Below are 20,977 nucleotides of genomic sequence, written 5' to 3' on the forward strand. Positions count from 1 at the left end.
TCAGAACGCTCCCGACAGCAGCGTTCCGCCACCGGGGACCCGCGTATCGAGGTCGAGCGCCCGCAGCATGGCCCAGGTCGTCGCGATCGCGGCCGTCAGCACCGGCTTTCCGACCTGCGCCTCGACGATCGATACCGCCGGCAGGGACGGCATCTGAACGCATGCCGACAGCACGATTGCATCCACCTCCGACAGATGCTCCATCGAGGCGACGATGCCGGGGAGCTTCGCAGGGTCGTGCGCCGCGACGGCAAGGTTGTCGGAAATCTCGAGGGCGCGCCACTCGACCACGTCGATCCCCTCGGCGCGAATGTAATCCACGACGAGTTCGGTCAGCGGCTTCATGTACGGCGCAACGATCGCCACGCGCTTCGCGCCGATCGCCTTGATCGCATCGACGAGCGCACCTGCTGACGATACGACCGGCGCCGGGTTGCCGTTGTCTGCCGTCGCCTGATGCAGCCGCTTCTGCGACGCCCGGTGGTATCCCTTGCCCATCGACATGATGGCGACGAGGCACGCGTAGCCCATGACGTCGACCGCGGCATCGGAGAGTTCGATGGCGCATTCGTCACTTGCGGCGTCCATCCTGGACAGCTCCTCCTTGGTCACGTGCTTCATGCGCATACGTGCCGAGTGGAAGGTGAAGCGCTCGGGGGGAGATGGACTCCCGCGAACGCAGGAGTGCCGGGATCTCGGTTTCCATCGTCACATTCGAACTGGGCACGATCTGCCCTACGCGATAGGCTTTCAACGCCCTCTCCTCTGCTGCGAATGGAACGTTAATTCGGCATCTGTATAAATACAAGGCGTAATCGAAAGCCGTGTCATCCTATGCCGATCTGCACCCTCGATCGTTGGCTTAGGTGTCGTGTCGTCCGGCATACTACAGCCCGCCAGAGGTCTTGCCGTGATGCTATCCATCTTCAAACCTCTTGATTTATCCACATGTATAATTGATTGAGGAGTCTCACGGCGTTGCGTCTCAATGGATACATGTCCGTCGTCAGGTTGTGTCGCGCCGTCTGTCCGGCGGTCCGTCGAGCTGGCGTAGTACGGCGGCATCGGTTCGGACGACTTGGCGGTTCCGGTCTCGCCGATCAGGCGAGACCGCCGCGTCGTGACCGGGAGCGTGGAGAGGAGCGCGCGTAATGGCATCGCATTCAAGGATGGTGGATCGATCGAATCCGGCCGATCTTCGGAAAGGCGTGGTAGGAGACGTTCGCCTGCTCGATGATGGTACGCCCCCTTCGGATCCGTGGCGGATAGTCGACTCGCACTCGTCCACAGCCGCACTGGAGGCTCTTTGCGATGGAGTGGGCTGCTCGTCGCTCTTCGAGGACGCTGGAGAACGCGCGCTTTCCGAACGACGCCGCCGTACGGGGCGCATGCAGGATGATGCCCGAGGGGATGCCCTTAACGCAGCGGACCCAGCTCTCGGGTCGGACCCGCCGCTCGTGAGACGACTGAAGGAAGTTGTCCTGACGGGGCCGCGCTTCGACGCAGCGGAAGCCGACGTGCACGGGAACTCGGGCTGTCGGGCAGGACGCTTCGCCGCAGGCTCCGTGAGTTGGGAACGACGTACGCATGGACGCTGGCTGAAATCCGGTTCGCATTTGCCAAGCGGTGTCTTGCGGATCCCGGCCTGACGATCGGCGAGGTCGCGGACCGCGCAGGCTACACCGAGGTCAGCAACTTCCGATGCGCCTTCAAGCGCTGGGCCAACTGTTCGCCTCAGACCTTCCGCAATTCTCTCGGAGTGCCGTTCGACAATTGACGGTACCCGTTTGACGAACCCGTCCGGTCACAGGCCACAAAAGAGGTCCGGCCCGGTCGGCTCTTTCCACAATACGACGAAAAACCCCAGGAGCAAGCATGTCCGACCTTTCCGACAACACGACGGCATTCATGAATACGTTCAACGACAAGGACTACGACCGAATGGTCGAGTTGCTTTCCCCGGAAGCGGTCTACGTCGATCCGAACGGGATCGAGCATCGGGGCAGGGCGGCGATCGGCACCTCGTTGAGGTCCATCTTCGATGGCACGCTTGGCGACGTCAGCTACGACGTGACCTCGACTATCCTCGACGAGCCGAATGCTCGCGCGCTCGTGACCTGGACGATGATGATGACGGCGGCGGATGGATCCAGGTCGATGGTCGATGGGCTCGACATCCTTCGCTTCGAGGACGGCAGGCTGGTGTCGAAGAACGCCTTCTGCAAGGCCGAAAGCCTGGCGATCAGGTCGGTCGGCTAGGCGTTGCCTCCCCCCATCCGCAAGCGGCGGATGGGGGGTATGCGCGCATCGCGATGCCGCGGCTAGGCTGAGACGGAGCGACCGGATTCGTAGCGCGGAATGACAGGTCATGCTGGCTGAGCGGAAGCGACCGGATGCGCGGCCCTCCAGCAGCGTGTATGGCGTTGAGCATCGCTGTCATCACGATGGGAACGGCATCCTCGCCGACGCCGGCGGGATGGTCGTCGCTCTCGACGAGTTCGATGCGTATGTCGCGACACGCGGTTGCGAGCCGCGCCACGTTGTGGTCCTGGAAGTTGCGCTCCACCACGCGACCGTTCTCGAGGGTGATCTTTCCGTAGAGCGCGGTGGTGAGCGCCCAGAAGATGCTGCCCTCGACCTGCCCCCGTACGACTTCGGGATTCAGTATGCGGCCACAGTTCAGAACCACGACGACGCGATCGACCCGGAGGCCTCCCTTACCGTCAAGTGATACATCGACTACCGCAGCGGCAGTTCCGGTGCGATAGGTGACCCAGTAGCTGAAATCGCTGACGGATACGCCTCGACCTCTGCCCGGCGCCATCGGCTCGCCCCACCGGGCGATCTCCGTGACGCGCTTCAGTACCGCCCGCATGTGGCGGATGCGACCGACCGCGACCTTGCGATCCGCCAGTCCAGCCGGCACGCTGTTCTCGTCGAGCAGCTCGAAGTAGAGTTCCACCGGGTCGCGCCTCGCAGCTACGGCGAGTTCGTCCTGGAAGCCCTGGTTCATCCACACGTGTTGCGTGAAGGCGACGCCTCTCATCCAGCCGAAAGGCTGTGGCGTCTTGATGCGCGCGTACTCGATCCTGAGGTTGGGCACGTAATGCGGCAGGCGGGCAGGGCCGTAGCTCTGGTCCGGCGCGGTCCCGCTCACCACCCGGTTGAACCACGCGATCACCTTTCCATTCTCGTCGAGCCCAGCCTTGAAACGCGAGACCGTGATCGGGGGAGGATAGCCGCGGGCCATCATCTCCTCCCGGGTCCAGATCAGCTTGATCGGCCGGTCTGCGACGGCCTTGGCGATCTGTACTCCCTGCGAGACGTACTCGTTCTGACATCGTCTACCGAAGCCACCGCCTGTGTAAGGGAGGTGGAAGCGTACCTTCTCCGGCGGAAGGCCGGCCGTCACCGCGGCCAATCGGTGGGCATCCTGGGCGAACTGCGTAGACGCCCACACCTGAAGGCCATCAGGCTGTAGCCACGCCGTGCAGTTGATCGGCTCGAGCGGCATCGCGTCCATGAAGGGATACGAATAGTCCGCTTCGATTATCTGGTGAGCCCGTCCGATCGCCTCGCCGAAGCCCCCGGCCTCCCTGACGACCGGCTGGGGCTGCCCGACCCGCCGCGTCAGGTCGGCCATGATTGATGGGCTGCTCGCGGTCGCGAACTCTCCGTCCTCCCACTGGATAGGCAAGGCGAGCAGAGCCTTCCTCGCCCGCCAGAAGCTGTCCGCCACGACGGCTACCGCGTCGTCCATCGGATAGTCCTCGCCACCGTCCGCGATCGGCCCGTTCAGACCGGAAGGGCCGCCGGCGATCCGCACGACCTTGACCACCCCTGGAAAGCTGGAGATTGCACTCTCGTCATAGGAGACGAGCCGTCCGCCGTAGACCGGCGACTGACGGACGGCAGCGTAAAGCATGCCGGGCAGCTCGACGTCGATGCCGTACCTGAGTGCGCCCGTCGTCTTCGCGGTAAGATCGAGGCGCTTTATCGGCTTTCCTATGAGCCTGTAATCGGCCGCGTCCTTCAGCTTCACCGTCGCGGGGTCCGGAGGTGTGAGACGCGAAGCCTCGAGCGCCAACTCGGCATAGCTCTGCCTTCCGCCGCCCGCGGAGACGATGCTGCTGTTCTCCGTCCTGAGGTCCTCGACGGGGATCCCGGAGCGTCGGGACGCCGCGGCGAGCAGCATGTGGCGGATCTGCGCGCCTGCCATCCTCATCGGATCGAAGAGGCGATCTGCGACCAGCTGCTCTCGGTGCAGGTGTAGACGTAGACGTTGCCCCGCCTGAGATTTGTGAGGGGATCGAAGAATTCCGGCCGAACAAGCGACCAGTCGAGGTCGAGTTCTTCGGCCAGGACCTGCGAAAGGGTCGTCATCACGCCCTGTCCGATGTCGCTCTGCGGTATCCGGATCCTGACGGTGTTGTTCGGCATCACCACTACCCAGGAGATCAGCTCGACCGGCTCGGCGGGACCGTAGTCATCGACGCGGCAGCCAGCGATGGCGACGGGGAAGACGATCCCGGCCGAGACCGCGGCGATGGACTTCAGAAGGGACCTGCGATCGGGTTCCATATGGCCATCAGACCCGGTTGTTCGCAGCGGCATGGATCGCCGCGCGGATGCGGTCGTAGGTACCGCAGCGACAGATGTTGGTGATCTCCTGATCGATGTCCTCATCGGTCGGAGCCGCGGTCTTCGACAGCAGTGCGGTCACGGCCATGATCATACCGGACTGACAGTACCCGCACTGCGGAACCCTGTGATCCTGCCAGGCCTTCTGGACGTATTGAGCGCCATCGGCCGAGAGGCCTTCGATCGTCATGATGTCGAGCCCTGCAGCGGCCGTTGCCGCCAGCGAGCACGAACGGGTTGCCTGTCCATCGACAAGGACCGTGCATGCGCCGCACTGACCTATGCCGCAGCCGAACTTCGTGCCTTTCAGCCCGAGCGTGTCGCGCAGTACCCACAGAAGGGGCGTGTCGTCATCGACCTCCGGGCTTACGCGCGTGCCGTTCACGTTGAGATGAACCTTCATCGCGAAGTCATCGAGATATCGGGTGCCGCGGCGATTGGCCGCCAAGCATGACGCGGCTGCTTCTTGATGGACACCTGCGGTCGCTGCATCACGGCATCTCCTCTCGCGATCATCTAGCCATCACCGGATCGGTAGTCTTTGCGACTTTGCGAATACCAGGTCGAGCGACGCCGATCGTCCCGAAGGTCCTATCGGCAGGAGCCGGCGTCTCGATATGCAACTGAGCACGCACCCAACCCCCTCGTCAACATTATTATACGTTCACATAATTACAAGCCATTCGCGGCCCTCTGCTTGGTCCGTCGTCGGGCCGGCACACGGTCAACCACTGTGTTTAAGGACGGTGGCAGCTGCGTTTTCACCCACGTGCTAATTCTCGATCGAAGAAATACTGTGATGCCGCGCCTGCCGTTATGCGCTATCCGAAAAAAATGAAGGAGACCGGTTCCATGTCAATGCGTTCCGCGGCGAAACCTGTGTTCGGGGCGATCTGGGTTGTGGTCTGCGCAACTATCGTCTCGTCAGCCGTTGCGAACGGTCCGCCATCGTCCGCGCCCATCAGGGTCAGGAAGCTGATCGAGAAGATGGATGCCGACCGGGATAGCCGTATCTCGCGTACGGAGTGGCGGATGCAGGGGATGCCGGTATCGAACTTTCGCAAGCTCGATCGGAATGGAGACGGCTTCGTCTCCCGCCGCGAGTTGCTGGCTAGGCCGCCACGGGCACTCGACGCGACGCGCGACGGAGTGCTGTCCCCCCGAGAGATGACGTTCGGAAAAGCGGCTGGCAGAGTCGCCCCGAAATCGCGGTGACCGCCTTGTTGCAGAAGTAAAAATGTCTTCGGTCGCCTTGGCGGCCAGTCTCGCCGCCTGCCGAAAGCTGTCTCGACGAGGTAGGGGCGCGTCCTGCGACGTGAACAAAATCGGGATCATCGTCGCACGCGATGATCCGATCGGAGCAGGTGTACCGTGCGCAGCCTGCGTGTTCTTCAGTCCGACCCGGCGTTCGAGGAAACTCCAGGCGTTAGAAGCGGAAGGTGACGTCGGCGCTGTACATGCGCGGCACACCGCGCTGCAGGAAATCGAAACCAAGAGCGCGCAACTGCAGTCCGTAAGATACGTACTTCTCATTGAAGAGATTTTTGACGCCGGCACCGACCGAGAAACGGTCTGCGTTGTAGGCGACACGAGCATTCGCCAGCCAATAGCCACCCTGCGAAAGTGTCTCGCCGATATCGTAGTAGACGCGCGACGTGTAGACGCCGTCGCCGTTGAACTCGATCGTCGCATCGGCCAACTTGGCCAGCACGACGTTCGTGTTCAGGTTCAGGCTGAACCGCGCGGAGTTGGCGATCTGATTGCCGGCGACATCGACGCCGCTCGTTCCCGTGACGACCGCATCGGCGCCATAGGTCGGATCGAGGACGCCGATGCCGACGCCCAAAGTCACACGGTTGGTCGGCTTGGCGGTGATCTCAGCCTCGAAGCCCCGGACGCGCGAGTCGCTTATCGAACGAAGTGGCAGGAGCAGCCCTTCGGGCACGATGACCTGCTGATTCTTGTAGTCGGTCTGGAACACCGAGCCGTTGACCGTGAGCGCCCGGTCGAGCAGCGTGGACTTGAAGCCCGCCTCGAAGGTCCGCGCGGTCTCGGGCGGTGCGAAGTTGACTTCCGACGGGTCGCTGAAGCCCTGCGCGTTCACGGCACCCGTACGGTATCCCTCGCGCATGGAGCCGTACAGCAGCAGGGTCTCGGCGGGCTTCCAGTTGATGCCGGCTTCGAAGCTGGTGTCGTTGAAGGTCCGGCGGTCTGACACGTTGGCGATCGTGTTTACCGCGAACGTGTCGGCGGTGTCGCCCAGGAAGGCATTGTATCGGCTGACGGCGACCTTGTCGCGGCTGAAGCGCACGCCGCCCGTGGCGGTGAGCGTTCGGGCAAGCTCGAGCTCTCCACGAACGTACGCCGAGTACCCGTCGCGCTTCTGTAGGAAGTTGTTCGTCTGGGTGAGGCCTCGGCCGTTGGCAGTAAGGCCGGCGTTGCAGGCGTTCCCGCAGGCTGGGTCGGTGAAGAGGCGGAAATCGAATCCGGCATTGGCGCTGTCCCAGGTGTACATCGCTCCGGCCTGAAGATTGAAGGGACCTGCGAACGAGGTGGCGAGACGAAACTCCTGAACGAACTGCTTGAGGTTCTTGCCGCGTGTAACGAAAGGGCTCTCCACTTCGAGCTCGAGACCGTCGGAGTCCACGGTATCGACCCACTTGCCCCAATCGTACGTGGTCACCGAATTAAGGGTGATGGTGTCCGAGGCGTTCCACTTCATCACGAGGTTGAGACCGTCGATGCGGATGTCCCGCTTCGGGGTCCGGGTGAGCGAGCTCTCGAAGAACCCCAGGCCGTTCCTGTTGGAACCGGGCTGATTGCCGAGGTTGTTGCCGGGGAAGAGGATCGCGGGGTCGTTGAAGTCGATGTTCGCGGCGATCGGAGCGTAGTTCCGACCGCCGCTCCTGACGTGATTGTAGCGCAACGTCGCCTCGAAGTCGTCGGACGGCTGGAACTGGAGCGCACCGCGGATAGCGAAGACGTCGGTCTGATTCAGGTCGCCGGCACCGGGCGCCAGGTTCCGGAAGGTGCCGTTGTCGTGAACGTACAGACCGGCGATCCTGACGGATAGGATGTCCTTGATCAGCGGTGTCTGGATCGCACCCTGAAGCCGTACCCGGTCGAAGTTCCCGTAGCTTCCGGTCAGGTACCCTTCGGTCGTGAAGCCGGGCTTGATGGTCACGATGTTGACGGCACCGCCCGTCGCGTTCTTCCCGTAAAGGGTTCCCTGCGGCCCCCGCAACACCTCGACCCGCTCGACGTCGAATACCGGCATCGACTCGAACGCCTGCAGATTACGGATACCCTCGTCTATGTAGATGGCGATGGGTTTGCTCTGGTTCGGCGAGTAGTCGGTCGAGGATATGCCTCGGATGACGTAGTTGGGCGGTCCGCCCTCACCATAGGGATAGCTGACCTGGGAATTCGGAGCCAGCTTGATGATATCCGCGACCTGCGTGACCTGACGCTCCTGGATCGCCGCCGCCCCGATCGCTGAAATCGCGATCGGCACGTCCTGGATCCGCTGCTCACGCCGGGTGGCCGTCACCACGATATCGCCGGATTCCGTCGAGTCAGCCTGGCCGGGGCTTGGCCGACCTTGGGCCGCGGGGGGCGCCGCCATTGTTCCATTGGACGATTCCTGCGCCGCCAGCCCCGACGAGACCGGCCCCGTACCGAAAGGAGCGGGCATCTCCTGGGCTCGAACGGAGAACGGCAGGGTGGTGCAGAGCGCGGTTGCGAGCACCGTTGCCGGAAGGCGAAACGCGTATGGAACATGCATGGAAGGCTCTCCCCTTTGATTGGTCCTGAAACGTCCTCCCGCTTCCCGGAACCTGCGTCGCCGCAGACTTCGATGACGGCGCCGCGATCTTTCGCTGGGCGCTGTCCGGGCCGGATGCGATCCGGGCGGATGCTCATTGCTATGTAACGATTCGCGATCGGTCAATAATTATCGTTACGTATAATTATGAGGCCGGCTCGTACCCACGGGTTGGCTGTTGGCCGCTCTGGTCAGGTCTGTGCAGGTTCATCCTCTGCGGGGCCGCATCAGAGAAGATCGGCGATTTCGGTACTACGGTTGCTCTGGTTCGTGACCGCGAGTCGAACAGTTCAATAATATGCATCTGCATAAATAAGTTGCTACGCGGTCGGAGTGAGCTATTGTCGATGCAGTCGTCCGCGACTCATCATGGCCGCTCGGGCGTAGCGCGGGTTGGCCATCGTGGGGCGGGCGGCTCAACCGATAGAAAGCTCAGCAGCAGCTTGGGACGAGGACGGGCATGATCGTGGAGGGAATCCCACCAATTTCGGTACCAGGTCTCGTGGACGTGCCGACGAACACCCCATCCGCTGATCGCCTGCCCTCTGCTCGTCGGGGCCGAGTCAACCATCACGGTTCCGGTCGGTGAGCGTGGCAGCCGCGCAACCGCCTTCCCCCGGCACACCCTCACCGATGAAGGGGACGGTGGCTGGACGAACCCTGGCGATCGCCTGCCTTCTCTACGCATTCTCGCTGATCCTGATCGACATCGCGCCCTTCTTCATCGGCCTGTATGTCGATCATCTCGGGCTGACCCTCAGCCAGGCGGGTCTCGTACAGACCGTGGACCAGGCGGGTGGAGTGCTGGGCGCGGTCGCCGGGTTCTTCCTCATGCCTCGCGCGAACTGGCGGACGGTGATAGTAGCGGCTTCGATCGTAGCCGCAGTCGGCAACGCGTTCACGGCGGCCGCGGACGGCTTCCTCGTGCTGTGCGCCATCCGTTTCGTTGCCGGCTTCGCGGTCGTTCTGATCACTACGGTCACCGCCTGCGTACTTGCCCAGGCCGTGGTTCCGGTTCGCGCCTACGGGGCCGGACTGGCATTGGGGATGACGCTATCCGCGGTCGCGATCTGGCTGCTCGAGGGGCTTCGGTCGCATTTCGGCGATGCTGCCGCCCTGGGATCTGGTGCGCTCTGGCTTGGGCTCGGCGCCGTTCTGGCTCTGCTGCTTCCACGATCGCTGAACGGCCCCTCGGAACCGGTCCTGCCGGAGGAGGTGCCTCGTATGAAGGGCGGTGGTCGGAACGCCGGCCGCATCGCATTGGTCGGCCTCCTTCTGTTCGGCGTCAGCGTAAATGTTATCTACGCCTTCATCGAGCGGATCGGCCTTTCCAACGGTCTGGATCAGCGAGCTGTCGCGAACGCCATGGCGTTCGGCTACATCTTTTCGGCCGGCGGCAGCCTCATACCCACGCTTTTCGGCGAGAGCGGGCGCCATCTACGTTGGATCGCGATCACGACGATGGTGTTTCTGGCCTCCTTGCTCGGCATCTACGGCGCGCATTCCACCCTGCTTTTCACGATCGCCTTCGCCATCTACGCCTCTGCATGGTGCATGGGGCTGGCGTTCTACATGTCGATGACGGCAGAGAACGACCCCGGGCACCGCTACACGCGCATGATCTACATCGTGAACGTCGCGGCGCAGTCTGTCGGTCCCGCGATCGGAACGCTCGTGCTCACGCGCGCCTCGCTGTCTGCGGTCTTCCTGGTCACCCCGCTGCCGGCTCTCGTGGCAGCCTTTCTCGTTTCAACAACCCGTACAGCCCGCGTCGCCGTTCCAGCGCATGGCGCTTCGTGACAGGTCGGAGCAATTTTCACATGACCACGACACCCTTCCATCTGATGCCTGTGATGGAGCGCGAATACTGCATGTCCATCGGCGTCCGCGCCGGCGATCTCGTCTTCATCGGTGGCCTCACCGCCGTGGACGAGGTCGGCAACGAGCTCCATGCCGACGACGCGGCACTTCAGTTCAAGGTCGTCTACGAACAGATGGAACGCGTGCTTGCGGCGCACGGGGGCGCGGCGTCGGACGTCGTCAGCGAGACGATCTACTATTCCTGTACCGGTGAAGAGTATTCGAAGCGTCTCTTCCCGCATCGACAGGACTTCTATCGCGGCTGCGATGGGCCTTCGGTGGCGGGGGTGCAGGTCGTCGGATTCATCAGCCCCGCCATCCGCGTCGAGGTCACGTGCGTCGCGTACATCCCGATCGGTGGATCTTCCTCCACCGCCTCCCTTCCAGATACCGAGCGACAGGATCAGCAATGAACGCTTACAGGATGCTAATCGACGGACGGCTCGTTGAAGGAGCCCGCACGATCGCCGTGATCGATCCCTCCACCGGCGAAAGTTTCGCGGACGCGCACGTGGCCGATGGCGCTCAGTTGGACGAAGCGGTCGCCGCGGCGGCGCGGGCTTTCCCCGACTGGGCGGCGAGGTCGTGGTCGGAGAGGAGCGAATGCCTGCTGGAATTCGCGCGTCGTCTCGACGAGGAGGCCGACGCCTTCGCCCTGCTGCTCGTCCGCGAGCAGGGTAAGCCTTGGGGCGAGGCCCGCTACGAGGTCGACGCGACAGTTCGCGGAATCCGCTTCTATGCCGCTGTCGAATTGAAGCCGGAGAAGCGCGACCATCCGACCGGAGCCTACGAGGTGGAGCGCAGACCTCTGGGCGTGGTAGCCGGCATAACGCCGTGGAACTTTCCGATGATCCTGGCCAGCAACAAGTACGCGCCCGCCCTGATCACAGGCAACACGGTCGTCCTCAAGCCAGCGCCCACGACACCGCTCACTACGCTCGAGCTCGGCCGTCTCGCAGCAGACGTCTTTCCGGCGGGCGTCTTCAATATCGTGGCCGACGACAACGACATGGGCGCACGCCTCACCGCGCACCCGGATGTCGCAAAGGTATCGTTCACGGGTTCGACCGACACGGGCAAGGCGGTAATGCGCAGTGCCGCGGACGACATGAAGCGCGTTACGTTGGAGCTCGGAGGCAACGATCCGGCCATCGTGCTCGCCGATGCCGATGTGGAGGCCGCGGCCCGCGGTCTGGCGGCGACCGTCTTCCTGAACGCAGGTCAGGTCTGCGCCGCGCCGAAGCGGTTGTACGTCGCGACCGAGGTCTATGACGACTTCAGGGATCGCTTCGTCGCGGCGACGCGGGAGATCAGGCTGGGCGCGGGCGACGAGGACGGCGTGACGCTCGGTCCGGTGCAGAACCGCATGCAGTTCGACAAGGTCCGAGGCATCATCGACGAGGCGGCGTCGTCAGGTACGGTGCTGACCGGCGGTCATGTGGCCAATCGACCAGGATACTTCATCGAGCCGACGGTGATCGCGGACCTTGGCGACGACGCTCCTCTCGTCACCGGCGAGCAGTTCGGCCCGGTCGTCCCTCTCCTCCGCTTCGACGACGAGGCCGACGCGATCGTCCGCGCCAATCTCGGCTCATACGGTCTAGGAGCCTCGATCTGGACCCGCGATGTCGATCGCGCCCGACAGCTCGCGCGGGGCATTTCCGCCGGCAGCGTCTGGATCAACCAGCACACGGCCATCCACCCCGACATCCCGTTCGGCGGCGTCAAGCAGTCAGGGCTCGGCACGGAAGGCGGTCTGGAAGGTGTTCACGAATACACCCGCCTCCAGGTCATCAACGTCGCCGCTTGATCCCTTCGGGAGACCGGTGCGAACGGCAGTATAAAGGCAGCATGACGATGCAGACGGACGAAGACGGTGTGGGGTTCGGTGGCGGGATAGATCGGCGATCGCTGATGAGATTCGGGGCGGCTGCGGCCGGCACGATCGCTCTTGCGAGTTGCGCCAAGGAGAATCCGGATCGAGAGGCTCGCGACGGCAAGGACAAGGGGCCGTATGACGTGGCCGTCGTCGGTGCGGGGTACGCAGGCATCACGGCGGCTCGCGAACTCGCCGCCAAGGGGTGGCGGGTAGTGGTTCTGGAGGCCCGCCCGCGCATCGGGGGGCGGACCTTCACGAGCAAGTTCCTTGGCCGCCAGATCGAATTGGGCGGTTCGTCGGTGCACTGGGTGCAGCCGCACGTGTTCGCCGAGATGCAGCGGTACGGCTTCGGGTTCGAGGAGGTTCCGCTGCGGGACCTGGACAAGGCCTACGTGATGACGGCCGACGGCAAGGTCCATGACGTTCCGCCCGCGCGGTTCGACGCCGGCTACAACGACGCCTTCGACAAGTTCTGCGAGGGCGCGAAGACGCTGTTCCCGCAACCGTTCGCTCCCTTCTCCAATCCCGAGGTGGCAAGGCTCGACATGATGTCCGCCGCGGATAGAATGGCGAAGCTCGATCTCGACCCCATCCAGCGTGCGTCACTGAATGCCGAACTGGTGCTCTATGCCGGCTCGCCGACGAACACCTTCAGCTATATGAGCTACGTGAAGATGTTCGCCGCCGCGGCGTGGGACCCGTACACCTTCACCGACTCCGAGAAGCACTGGCACATCGCGAACGGCGGCACCGCGGCGCTCGCCAAGGCGATACTCGACGACAGCAAGGCGGACGTCAGGCTCGGGACCGTCGTCAAGCAGGTCGAGACGACTGCTGCAGGTGTCACGCTGCGCACCGCGGACGGTCAGGCCGTGGAGGCCAAGGCCGTCCTGTTCACCCTTCCGACACAGGTGTATCCGGACATCGAGTTCAAACCCGCGCTCTCGGCCGAAAAGCAGGCGTTCATCAAGAACGGCGATCTGTGCGATGGCGCGACGATGTACATGCGGATCAAGCAGAACATCGGAAACACCTTCACGTTCTGCGACGACCCCAACCCCCTCAGCGCGATTCAGACCGAGGAGTCCGGTGCGCAGATCGGGACCATTCTGAAGGCGACGCTGGGGCGGCAGTCACTGCTCGACATCAACGACCAGGATGCGGTCAACGCGGAGCTGCGCAAGATACATCCCGGTGTCGAGATAACCGACATCGCGCCCTACAACTGGGTGAAGGACCCGTTCTCGAAGATGGCGTGGCCCGCCTACCGGGTCGGGTGGTTCCGTAAGTACAAGGACATGGCGAAGCCCGAGGGACGCCTGTTCTTCGCGGGTTCCGGCACCGCCGACGGTTGGCATGCCTACATCGACGGGGGCCGTGGAGAGTGGCATCCGCGCATGTCGCGAGATGACCACGATGCTTGAGAAGGAAAAGATCAGCAATGGATGACAGATTGACCATTCGCAGCGCGATGATGGCGTGCGCAGCCGTAAGCCTCGTCGCAGTCGGCGCGTGTTCGAATCCGAAGGGAGGAGACGAAAAGGCCGGCGGAACCTCCTCGGTCCCGGCGGCATCGATCGATTATTCCTCGCTGGCTCGCAATACGATGCAGGTGCAGGCCGGCAAGAAGGTCTTCAGCAACTGCGCGGTGTGCCACTCCGCCGAAGCGGGAGTCCCTTCACCGGCGGGGCCTGCGCTGGCTGGCGTACTCGGCCGCAAGATCGGCGGTGTTGCCGGCTACCCCTATTCGCAGGCCCTCGCGAAGGCGGACGGAAGCTGGACGCCCGAGAAGCTCGACGCCTTCCTCAAGGACCCGATGGCGGCGTATCCCGGTACCGCAATGGCCTTCGGCGGCCTTGCGAAGGACTCGGATAGGAAGGCGGTCGTGGCCTATCTAGCGGGTACGGCTTCGAAGTAGGTCGCGACCGTCGACGACGATGGCCCCCGACGCCTGGACTTCGGTCGGTATTTCCCGGTCGGTCCTGGTCGCGCGGGAGGGATGATGAGCGGACCACGGAATGGACGGCAGGCACTTCTACGAACCCCGATCGGGACATGGCCTTGCCCGCGATCCGCTGGGGGCGATCCTCGGCCCGAGACCGATCGGGTGGATCTCGAGCCGCTCCGCCGCCGGCGTCGCCAATCTTGCGCCGTACAGCTTCTTCTCGATGCTCTGCGACAGGCCGCCCATTGTCGGCTTCTCGAGCATCGGTGAGAAGGACTCCCTGTCGAACGTCCGCGAGACCGGCGTCTTCGCGTGCAACCTGGTTACCCGTCGCCACGCGGAAGCCATGAACTCGACGTCTCGGTCGGCGGGCCCTCTGGTCGATGAGTTCCTTCAGGCCGGTCTCGATGCGATCGACTGCGAGATCGTGGACTGCCCCCGGATCGCAGATGCGCCCGTGTCGTTGGAATGCCGCCTGATCGACATACATCGGCTCACGGATGCGTCGGGAAGTCAGTTGCAAGCCTGGATCGCGCTGGGCGAGATCGTGGGAGTGCATATCGACCGGGCGCTTCTTCGGGGCGGCCTCTTCGATACTGCCGGAGCCGGGATCGTACTGCGGGCCGGTTATGCCGCAGACTATTTCGAAGTTCGCCCCGACGCGGCGTTCTCCATGCGCAGACCAGAGGACTGAAGGTCGCTCGGACGGGTGCCGAGGTCGCGCGCCGAGCCAGCGGCTATAGATCGGGTGAGCTCCAATCTCCTTAATTCTGCTTACGCATAATTACGGGCGTTCGTACTTTCGGCCATGAGACAACCGGTCGATCGAGAGGGAATTCGATGAAGGTACTAGTGCCGATCAAGCGCGTACTCGACTACAACGTGAAGCCGCGCGTGAAGGCCGACGGTTCGGGGATCGACCTTGCGAACGTCAAGATGAGCATGAACCCCTTCGACGAGATCGCGGTCGAGGAGGCTATACGGCTGAAGGAGGGTGGTGTGGCCTCTGAAGTGGTCGTCGTCTCCATCGGCGAGCCGAAGGCGCAGGACACGCTGCGCACCGCGCTCGCGATGGGAGCCGACCGTGCCATCCTCGTCACCAGCGAGCAGAGGGTCGAACCGCTCGGTATCGCCAAGATCCTGAGGGCGATCGTTGCCGAGGAGCAGCCGCAGCTGGTGATCTTGGGAAAGCAGGCGATCGACGACGACAACAATCAGACTGGACAGATGCTCGCGGGACTTCTGGCCTGGGGCCAGGCCACGTTCGCATCGAAGGTCGAGATCACGCCAGATGGCCTGACCGTCACGCGCGAGGTGGATGGAGGCCTCGAGACGGACCGCTATCCTTTCCCCGCGATCGTGACGGCCGACCTGCGGCTAAACGAGCCGCGCTACGCGTCTCTGCCGAACATCATGAAGCGAAGGCCAAGCCGATGGCGCAGAGGGCGGCGGTCGAATTCGCGCTAGATCTGACGCCGCGGCTCAAGACGATCGGCGTCGCTGAGCCTGCTGCGCGAAAGGGCGGCGTGAAGGTCGCGGACGTCGACGAACTGGTAATGAAGCTGCATGCCATGGGGATTGCCAAGTGAAGACGCTTGTTTGGGTCGAACATGACGGCACCGCCGTCAGGGATGCGACGCTTCGCACCGTGACCGCCGCGTCGCTGTTGGGCGAGGTGCATCTGCTGGTCGTCGGCCATGGGGTCGGCGGCGTTGCGCAGGCGGCTGCGGGCATCGCGGGCGTGGGCGTGGTGCATGTCGCCGACGATGTAGAATATGCGCACCTGCTGGCCGAGAACGTCGCGCCGCTCGTTGTTGAACTCATGGGTCGTCACGATGCTTTCCTCGCGCCCGCGACGACCAGCGGCAAGGCGCTCGCGCCGCGGGTGGCGGCACTACTGGACGTCATGCAGATCAGCGACATCCTCTCGGTCGAGGGCGAGGACACGTTCACGCGGCCGATCTACGCCGGCAACGCGATCGCGACGGTTCGGACGTCGGACGTTAAGAAGGTCCTCACAGTTCGCGGAACGGCCTTCGAGAAGGCGGCCAGCGATGGCGGGACCGGCAGGATCGAGACGGTCGAGTCGACCGGTGACAAGGGATTGTCGACCTTCGTCGGACAGGAGATCGCCGCATCGTCCCGTCCCGAGTTGACGAGTGCGCGGGTGATCGTGGCGGGTGGCCGTGCGTTGGGGTCCGGGGAGAGGTTCGCCGAGCTTATCGAGCCTCTGGCCGACAGGCTTGGAGCGGGCGTCGGCGCAAGCCGGGCCGCCGTGGACGCCGGGTATGTCCCCAACGACTATCAGATCGGCCAGACCGGAAAGATCGTCGCGCCTGAGGTCTACGTCGCGGTCGGCATCTCGGGTGCGATACAGCATCTCGCTGGAATGAAGGATTCAAAGACGATCATCGCCATAAACAAGGACGAGGACGCCCCCATCTTCCAGGTGGCCGACCTCGGGCTCGTCGGTGATCTCTTCGAGATCGTGCCGGAACTCACTCGGAAGCTCTGACGCGCCCGCCGGTCCATCACCTCACGGTTCGCCGCGGGCCGCGAAAGGAAACGCCGAGGAGCTCGACCGCCGTGATCACGGCATGGCCACCAGCCGCGATCACGGCGTGCGGTGAAGCGGATGTTCGCGCGGTCGTCTACGTTGACGAAGACGACCGTTCGGCGGCCGGTGACGCCGCAATACCGGTGATCGTTGCCATGGATCGTCATGCTGTACAGGTCGTAACGGCGGATGGTGGTGAGCAGCAGTAACGCGTCTTTGCCCCTGCGCTTTCGGTGCCACGGCCACCAGGAGCCGGATCTCGCCGTCGGGGGTAGGGATAGCCACGACGATGGGCCAACCGTCAGCCTGAAGCCCGACGGTAGTCTTGGCGCAGCGGCCGGGTAAGCCCGTCGGCGCACTTCAGCTCCTGGTCTTTCCATCCCAGAGCTCGGTGGCGGGGTGCCTCGCGAAGAACGCCTCGTCGACCCGCGCCGCCGTGGCCTCACATGCGACTGCCTTGGTGCCGTTCTTGTAGAATGATGGTAGTAGATCCGGCCATGCCCAACCTGGCGGTTGAGGCCGTCAACTGGTTCACCGCCAAGACCGCCCGCACCGACGACATCTGGTTCAGGACTGCCTCCGAGGCCGCGAGCGACCCGCCCCGTCCACCTGCGGAGCCTTCCGTAGCGACGGATGCGGGCGGCTTCACTCGACCAAAAATCGCTCTTTCGAAGGAACAGGCGGCCGTGGCGGATGACGTGCCCGTTCGATCCGGCCATCCTCCTTCAACATTGTTGGCCCGTCATGTTCTCAGGAAGGATCGTGCAAGCCGGCCGCTGACGTCAGTGCCCGGCCGTCTTCGAGAAGAGGTTCATAACGAGCACGCCAGCGATGATCAGCGCCATTCCCGCCATGGCGGGAATATCCAGCCTCTGGCCCTGCACCACCCAAGCGATCATGGCGATGAGTACGATGCCGATGCCCGACCATATCGCGTAGGCGATCCCAGTAGGGATGTCCCTCAGTGCAAGCGACAGAAAGTAGAAGGAAACCACGTATGCCACGCCCATGACGATCGTCGGAACGGGTTTGGTGAAGCCATCGCTCTGCTTCAGGAAGGACGTGGCGACAATTTCGGAAAGGATCGCAACCCCAAGGTAGCCGTACGCCATGTAAGGTAATTAGGCACGCCCGGCGTCCGAGACAACCAGCAGTTATCGTCCGCCACCGACACCTTGGTGGTGCGTCGCCCGCGCTGATGCCATGGCAAGGACTCCAATTCCTGATCAAGGACTGGCCGCTCATGCGACTTTTTACAGGGCGGCTGCTCGACACCGATCGGCAGCTCGAAGGTCGGCGCGGGATGTTAATCCGTCCGCGTCGTCCGTCCCGACGGCAGAGTGGCGTCGGTTGGCTTCAGGCATCGCGACGGTAGTGGCGGGCGTATCGCCAGCTTCCGTGGGTGCCCGCACGATGTCGATGTCCACGTGGCCGGCCATGCATAGTACGTGGGTTAGACGATGCGTGGGCCGCCCCATTGCGCTGGCACACCGCATTGCCGGCAATAGAGGTTCAGGACGTTCGATCTCCATCCCCCGACGACCTTGCGGAAGCCTTCGGGAGCGGACCATTCCACCACGTCCTCGTCGTCGTTCGCCGATCCGGTCGGAGCCGTCTCCAGTTGACTCGTCCGTTTGCACGTCGGGCATGTTATTATCATCTTCCGGAACTCTCCAATGCGCGACCCAGCAGAGGAGATTGAAATCTCCCTGGATCAATCGCGGCGCCCTTCGACTCCGAGCAGGACGTCCGTCGTCTTCCCGGCGGTTCGCGAACATCTCGCGGCGGTAGGACATCGTCCTCGGCTGATCCAGTCGAACTGCTGGCCATCGGACGTCGTGTGTCTGAAGTGGCTCGGTCCGATCGAACCATGCGCCGCGATCGCGGAGTTCGCCTCTGACCTTGGTGCAGGTCGCAAGGCCGCAGGCTTGACTGGACTCGATCGGGCGCCTCCGGGAAAGGCGATGGATGCTGCGTCGCGCGTCGCGGCGGCTTAATGATCAGCTAGCGAAATCGTCTGGCAGCTGTGATCTCCTCAAAATCCGGCCCGATCGATCTCGCGCCCCGTCCGGACGAGTAGACCTTCGAGGCAAGCCAGAATTCCTCGTTCGTCCTGTCCATATCGGCGATCTCCTTCCACCGGAGACGTCGCGCCGGGTCCCAGCGGTAGGCTCGTTCACGCAGCAGATCCTTGACGTCGAAGGAAGCGCCCACGGCGCGAACAAGCCAGGAAGGGGCAGCCGAGCGCTCGAGAAGGCGGGACAGGGTAGTAGCCCCGTCCCTGAAGGTGTGGCGCAGAAGCTGAATGACGGCGTCGACGTCCGCAGATCCGCTATGCGCCTGGTGGAACCACCCAGCCTGACCGAGCAGACGGCCGCAGGCTCAGCAGCAGTGCCTCGTCGGGGCGGCGATCGTCGCTCAAGAGGCACGCTCAGACACCGGTCGAGCGATGAGCCGGCATCGTGCGCCGCTCGCCCGGGCAGCTCGACCGGAAGCTCCGGGCGCCGGCCGACCCGCTCTACGACGAACCTCACGGCGCCCAGATGACGGACCAGCGCAGCTAGGATCCTGAGCGTAAGAGGATGACCGTCCCCGATCTCGAGGAGGTCGGTCAGCTCGTCCTTTCGGATCTCCGCGGGCAGAAGAAGCGCGGACGACGCCGGATCCAGGCGATCAAGCGGCAGGTCCGCCTCGAACGCGATCTCCGGCAGACGGGCCTGCGTGGTCAGCACGACCTGGATGTCCTCGCCGTCCGCCGCAAGACGCTCCACCATGCGCGAGACGGCCGGCAGTCCGCACGGACAGGAGGGCAAGGTCAGGCTGTACCGGCTGCCGGCCGGCGGCAGCCGGACCATCTCGTTCGCCACCGACGTCGAGAACGACTACTTTGACCGTACCGACGATCCCGGTCGGCTGACCGTGGCGCTGATGAGGCCCGCTGCGGCCGGCGGCGGCGGCGGGACGCCGGCGCTGCGTCGGAAGAGGGCGAGATCCTAGGGGTAACCCGTGCCAGCCCCGCCGACGGCACGATCAGGATCGGCCTGCGGGCGACCAGCGAGATGGCGACGGGCGACATGATCGAACTCAGGGCCACGCTGTCCAGCCCGGAGGGCGATCTCGTCGAGACGTTGCTGGTACGGATCGCCGATCCCGAGCGTCAGACGACGAAGCCCCGTTCCGAGGCGGAACCGCCACTCGGCATCCCGGAGCTGGTGCTGTGCTCGAAGGAGGGCGGTGAGGGGCGCAAGTCGTGGGACGAGCTTCAGGACGCCGGTGTCGACATGAACTTCGACGTGGTCGTGCAGCCCTATGTCGAGGAAGACAAGCTGGCCCGCATCTACGTCAACGTCGACAGCTCCGTGCTGAAGGACTCCAACCGGAACGCCAAGTCGGTCGAGGCAGCGGAGCTGGCGGGGCGCCGCTTCGTCAGCTCCGTCTACTTCCATACCCTGTTCCTGTTCGCGACGACCAGGTCGCGCAAGTACGGCGTACGGCGAGGCGACGACGCGTCCGAAGATGTCGAGGTGGCCGAGTACATCGCGGACATCTTCAGCTCGTCGTACGCGCAGTTTCTGCTGAACTTCCAGACAAGCGATCTGCTGGATGCGATGGCGTAAGGCGCCGCGCAACGCCGCCCCGCAGGGTAAGCGTGCTTAACGTATCTATGCGTCGGCGATGAGGCCGTGGTCGACGGGGACGCCGAGATCCTCCAGGAGGATGTACCGCCAGGGAAACGGCGTGCCGGCGGCCTTAAGATGGTGCTCGACCATGACGTCCAGAACGGCGCGGTTCGGCAGAATCAGCGACACGTCATCAGGTGTAAAGGGAAGCTCGTCAGCCTTGAGACGCCACTCGCGTTCTCAGCTGTGATCCGTGGGCGGCAAGTAGGACAGATCGAAGCGCACATGGAGATGCTGCAGCTCCGGCGGCAGCTTCGCGTAGACATGTTCGGATTGGTAGAACACGGGCCGGCCACCCTTCCTGTAGATCCATGTCTTCCTGAACATGATGCCATACGGCTTGTACTTCACCTCTTCCCGCGGCTGAGCAAGAAGAAAACCAATTCTGGAAATTGGTGATTCGCTGAAGCAAACGCAACGGTGTCCGCCCTTTGATATAGCCGATCCCGCCGATCAGCCTGCGCTCGTCGATGATCGTCAGCAAGGTTCCCATCGCCTGCTCGGGCTCGCCCTTCGTCAGATGTATCAGGCGGTCGCTGAGGTCGTCACGATAGATGGTTGGCATCGTCGCCGCGGCTCCCAAAAAGATGTT

17 protein-coding genes and 5 pseudogenes are annotated in these 20,977 nt (G+C 63.7%); 14 read left to right on the forward strand and 8 right to left on the reverse strand.

The window, feature by feature from the left end:
• Positions 1 to 706: pseudogene (gene ndpH, locus NI18_RS06500) on the reverse strand (maleate isomerase).
• 825 nt (positions 707 to 1,531) lie between these two features.
• Here ndpH and NI18_RS06505 point away from each other — a divergent pair.
• Positions 1,532 to 1,777: pseudogene (locus tag NI18_RS06505) on the forward strand (AraC family transcriptional regulator); the annotation flags it as partial.
• 98 nt (positions 1,778 to 1,875) lie between these two features.
• Entirely contained in the window at positions 1,876 to 2,259 is a 384-nt protein-coding gene (locus NI18_RS06510; RefSeq protein WP_037528885.1) for a nuclear transport factor 2 family protein, read from the forward strand.
• Positions 2,260 to 2,356: 97 nt separating this feature from the next.
• On the opposite strand, the pseudogene NI18_RS06515 reads toward NI18_RS06510, so the two are convergent.
• A pseudogene (locus tag NI18_RS06515) lies at positions 2,357 to 4,548 on the reverse strand (nicotine dehydrogenase subunit L); the annotation flags it as partial.
• Positions 4,549 to 4,588: 40 nt separating this feature from the next.
• Entirely contained in the window at positions 4,589 to 5,044 is a 456-nt protein-coding gene (locus tag NI18_RS06525; RefSeq protein WP_037528962.1) for a nicotine dehydrogenase subunit S, read from the reverse strand.
• 413 nt (positions 5,045 to 5,457) lie between these two features.
• On the opposite strand from NI18_RS06525, the gene NI18_RS23075 reads away from it, so the two are divergent.
• Positions 5,458 to 5,856: a hypothetical protein gene (locus tag NI18_RS23075; RefSeq protein ID WP_084215065.1), complete on the forward strand. Its 399-nt coding sequence runs from the start codon at positions 5,458 to 5,460 to the stop codon at positions 5,854 to 5,856.
• Positions 5,857 to 6,067: 211 nt separating this feature from the next.
• Here NI18_RS23075 and NI18_RS06535 read toward each other — a convergent pair whose 3' ends face one another.
• On the reverse strand, positions 6,068 to 8,425 hold the full coding sequence (locus tag NI18_RS06535) for a TonB-dependent receptor (protein ID WP_084215066.1): 2,358 nt from the start codon (positions 8,423 to 8,425) through the stop codon (positions 6,068 to 6,070).
• 672 nt (positions 8,426 to 9,097) lie between these two features.
• On the opposite strand from NI18_RS06535, the gene NI18_RS24980 reads away from it, so the two are divergent.
• From NI18_RS24980 to NI18_RS24160, 9 genes and pseudogenes are all read left to right on the forward strand, one after another.
• On the forward strand, positions 9,098 to 10,264 hold the full coding sequence (locus NI18_RS24980; RefSeq protein ID WP_037528896.1) for an MFS transporter: 1,167 nt from the start codon (positions 9,098 to 9,100) through the stop codon (positions 10,262 to 10,264).
• A 20-nt stretch (positions 10,265 to 10,284) separates the two neighbouring features.
• Positions 10,285 to 10,737 (forward strand): RidA family protein, encoded by a 453-nt coding sequence (locus NI18_RS24985; protein ID WP_037528898.1) that lies wholly within the window; start codon positions 10,285 to 10,287, stop codon positions 10,735 to 10,737.
• On the forward strand, positions 10,734 to 12,134 hold the full coding sequence (locus NI18_RS06550) for an aldehyde dehydrogenase family protein (protein WP_037528900.1): 1,401 nt from the start codon (positions 10,734 to 10,736) through the stop codon (positions 12,132 to 12,134). Before NI18_RS24985 ends, NI18_RS06550 begins: the two co-directional genes overlap by 4 nt.
• 41 nt (positions 12,135 to 12,175) lie before the next feature.
• Positions 12,176 to 13,652: pseudogene (gene ndpB, locus NI18_RS06555) on the forward strand ((S)-6-hydroxynicotine oxidase NdpB).
• Entirely contained in the window at positions 13,645 to 14,121 is a 477-nt protein-coding gene (locus tag NI18_RS22130) for a c-type cytochrome (RefSeq protein ID WP_052149034.1), read from the forward strand. Before ndpB ends, NI18_RS22130 begins: the two are co-directional and overlap by 8 nt.
• Positions 14,122 to 14,221: 100 nt before the next feature.
• Positions 14,222 to 14,842: a flavin reductase family protein gene (locus NI18_RS06565; RefSeq protein ID WP_037528904.1), complete on the forward strand. Its 621-nt coding sequence runs from the start codon at positions 14,222 to 14,224 to the stop codon at positions 14,840 to 14,842.
• Between the two features lie 146 nt (positions 14,843 to 14,988).
• Positions 14,989 to 15,737, forward strand: a pseudogene (locus NI18_RS06570) (electron transfer flavoprotein subunit beta/FixA family protein).
• Positions 15,734 to 16,663, forward strand: coding sequence for an electron transfer flavoprotein subunit alpha/FixB family protein (locus NI18_RS06575; protein ID WP_037528907.1), 930 nt, complete (start codon positions 15,734 to 15,736; stop codon positions 16,661 to 16,663). Before NI18_RS06570 ends, NI18_RS06575 begins: the two are co-directional and overlap by 4 nt.
• A 71-nt stretch (positions 16,664 to 16,734) precedes the next feature.
• Positions 16,735 to 16,914, forward strand: a complete 180-nt coding sequence (locus NI18_RS24160) for a hypothetical protein (RefSeq protein ID WP_128082109.1) — start codon at positions 16,735 to 16,737, stop codon at positions 16,912 to 16,914.
• A 573-nt stretch (positions 16,915 to 17,487) separates the two neighbouring features.
• Here NI18_RS24160 and NI18_RS06580 read toward each other — a convergent pair.
• Entirely contained in the window at positions 17,488 to 17,817 is a 330-nt protein-coding gene (locus NI18_RS06580) for a multidrug efflux SMR transporter (protein ID WP_037528909.1), read from the reverse strand.
• 892 nt (positions 17,818 to 18,709) lie between these two features.
• Positions 18,710 to 18,919 carry a hypothetical protein gene (locus tag NI18_RS25520; RefSeq protein WP_052149035.1) on the reverse strand — a complete coding sequence of 70 codons (210 nt, stop codon included), beginning with the start codon at positions 18,917 to 18,919 and terminating at the stop codon, positions 18,710 to 18,712.
• Positions 18,920 to 19,477: 558 nt separating this feature from the next.
• On the opposite strand from NI18_RS25520, the gene NI18_RS06600 reads away from it, so the two are divergent.
• Both NI18_RS06600 and NI18_RS06605 read left to right on the forward strand, forming a co-directional pair.
• Positions 19,478 to 19,702 (forward strand): hypothetical protein, encoded by a 225-nt coding sequence (locus NI18_RS06600; RefSeq protein WP_037528916.1) that lies wholly within the window; start codon positions 19,478 to 19,480, stop codon positions 19,700 to 19,702.
• Positions 19,703 to 19,764: 62 nt separating this feature from the next.
• Positions 19,765 to 20,322: a hypothetical protein gene (locus tag NI18_RS06605; protein WP_037528918.1), complete on the forward strand. Its 558-nt coding sequence runs from the start codon at positions 19,765 to 19,767 to the stop codon at positions 20,320 to 20,322.
• 45 nt (positions 20,323 to 20,367) lie between these two features.
• Here the strand turns inward: NI18_RS06605 and NI18_RS24990 are convergent, their stop codons facing one another.
• Both NI18_RS24990 and NI18_RS24165 read right to left on the reverse strand, forming a co-directional pair.
• Positions 20,368 to 20,514, reverse strand: a complete 147-nt coding sequence (locus NI18_RS24990) for a hypothetical protein (protein ID WP_157840493.1) — start codon at positions 20,512 to 20,514, stop codon at positions 20,368 to 20,370.
• A 25-nt stretch (positions 20,515 to 20,539) separates the two neighbouring features.
• Positions 20,540 to 20,950, reverse strand: a complete 411-nt coding sequence (locus tag NI18_RS24165) for a hypothetical protein (protein ID WP_128082110.1) — start codon at positions 20,948 to 20,950, stop codon at positions 20,540 to 20,542.
• Positions 20,951 to 20,977: the final 27 nt, after the last annotated feature.

It is taken from the genome of Sphingomonas sp. Ant20, from assembly GCF_000783375.1.
Taxonomy (GTDB): domain Bacteria; phylum Pseudomonadota; class Alphaproteobacteria; order Sphingomonadales; family Sphingomonadaceae; genus Sphingomonas; species Sphingomonas aerolata.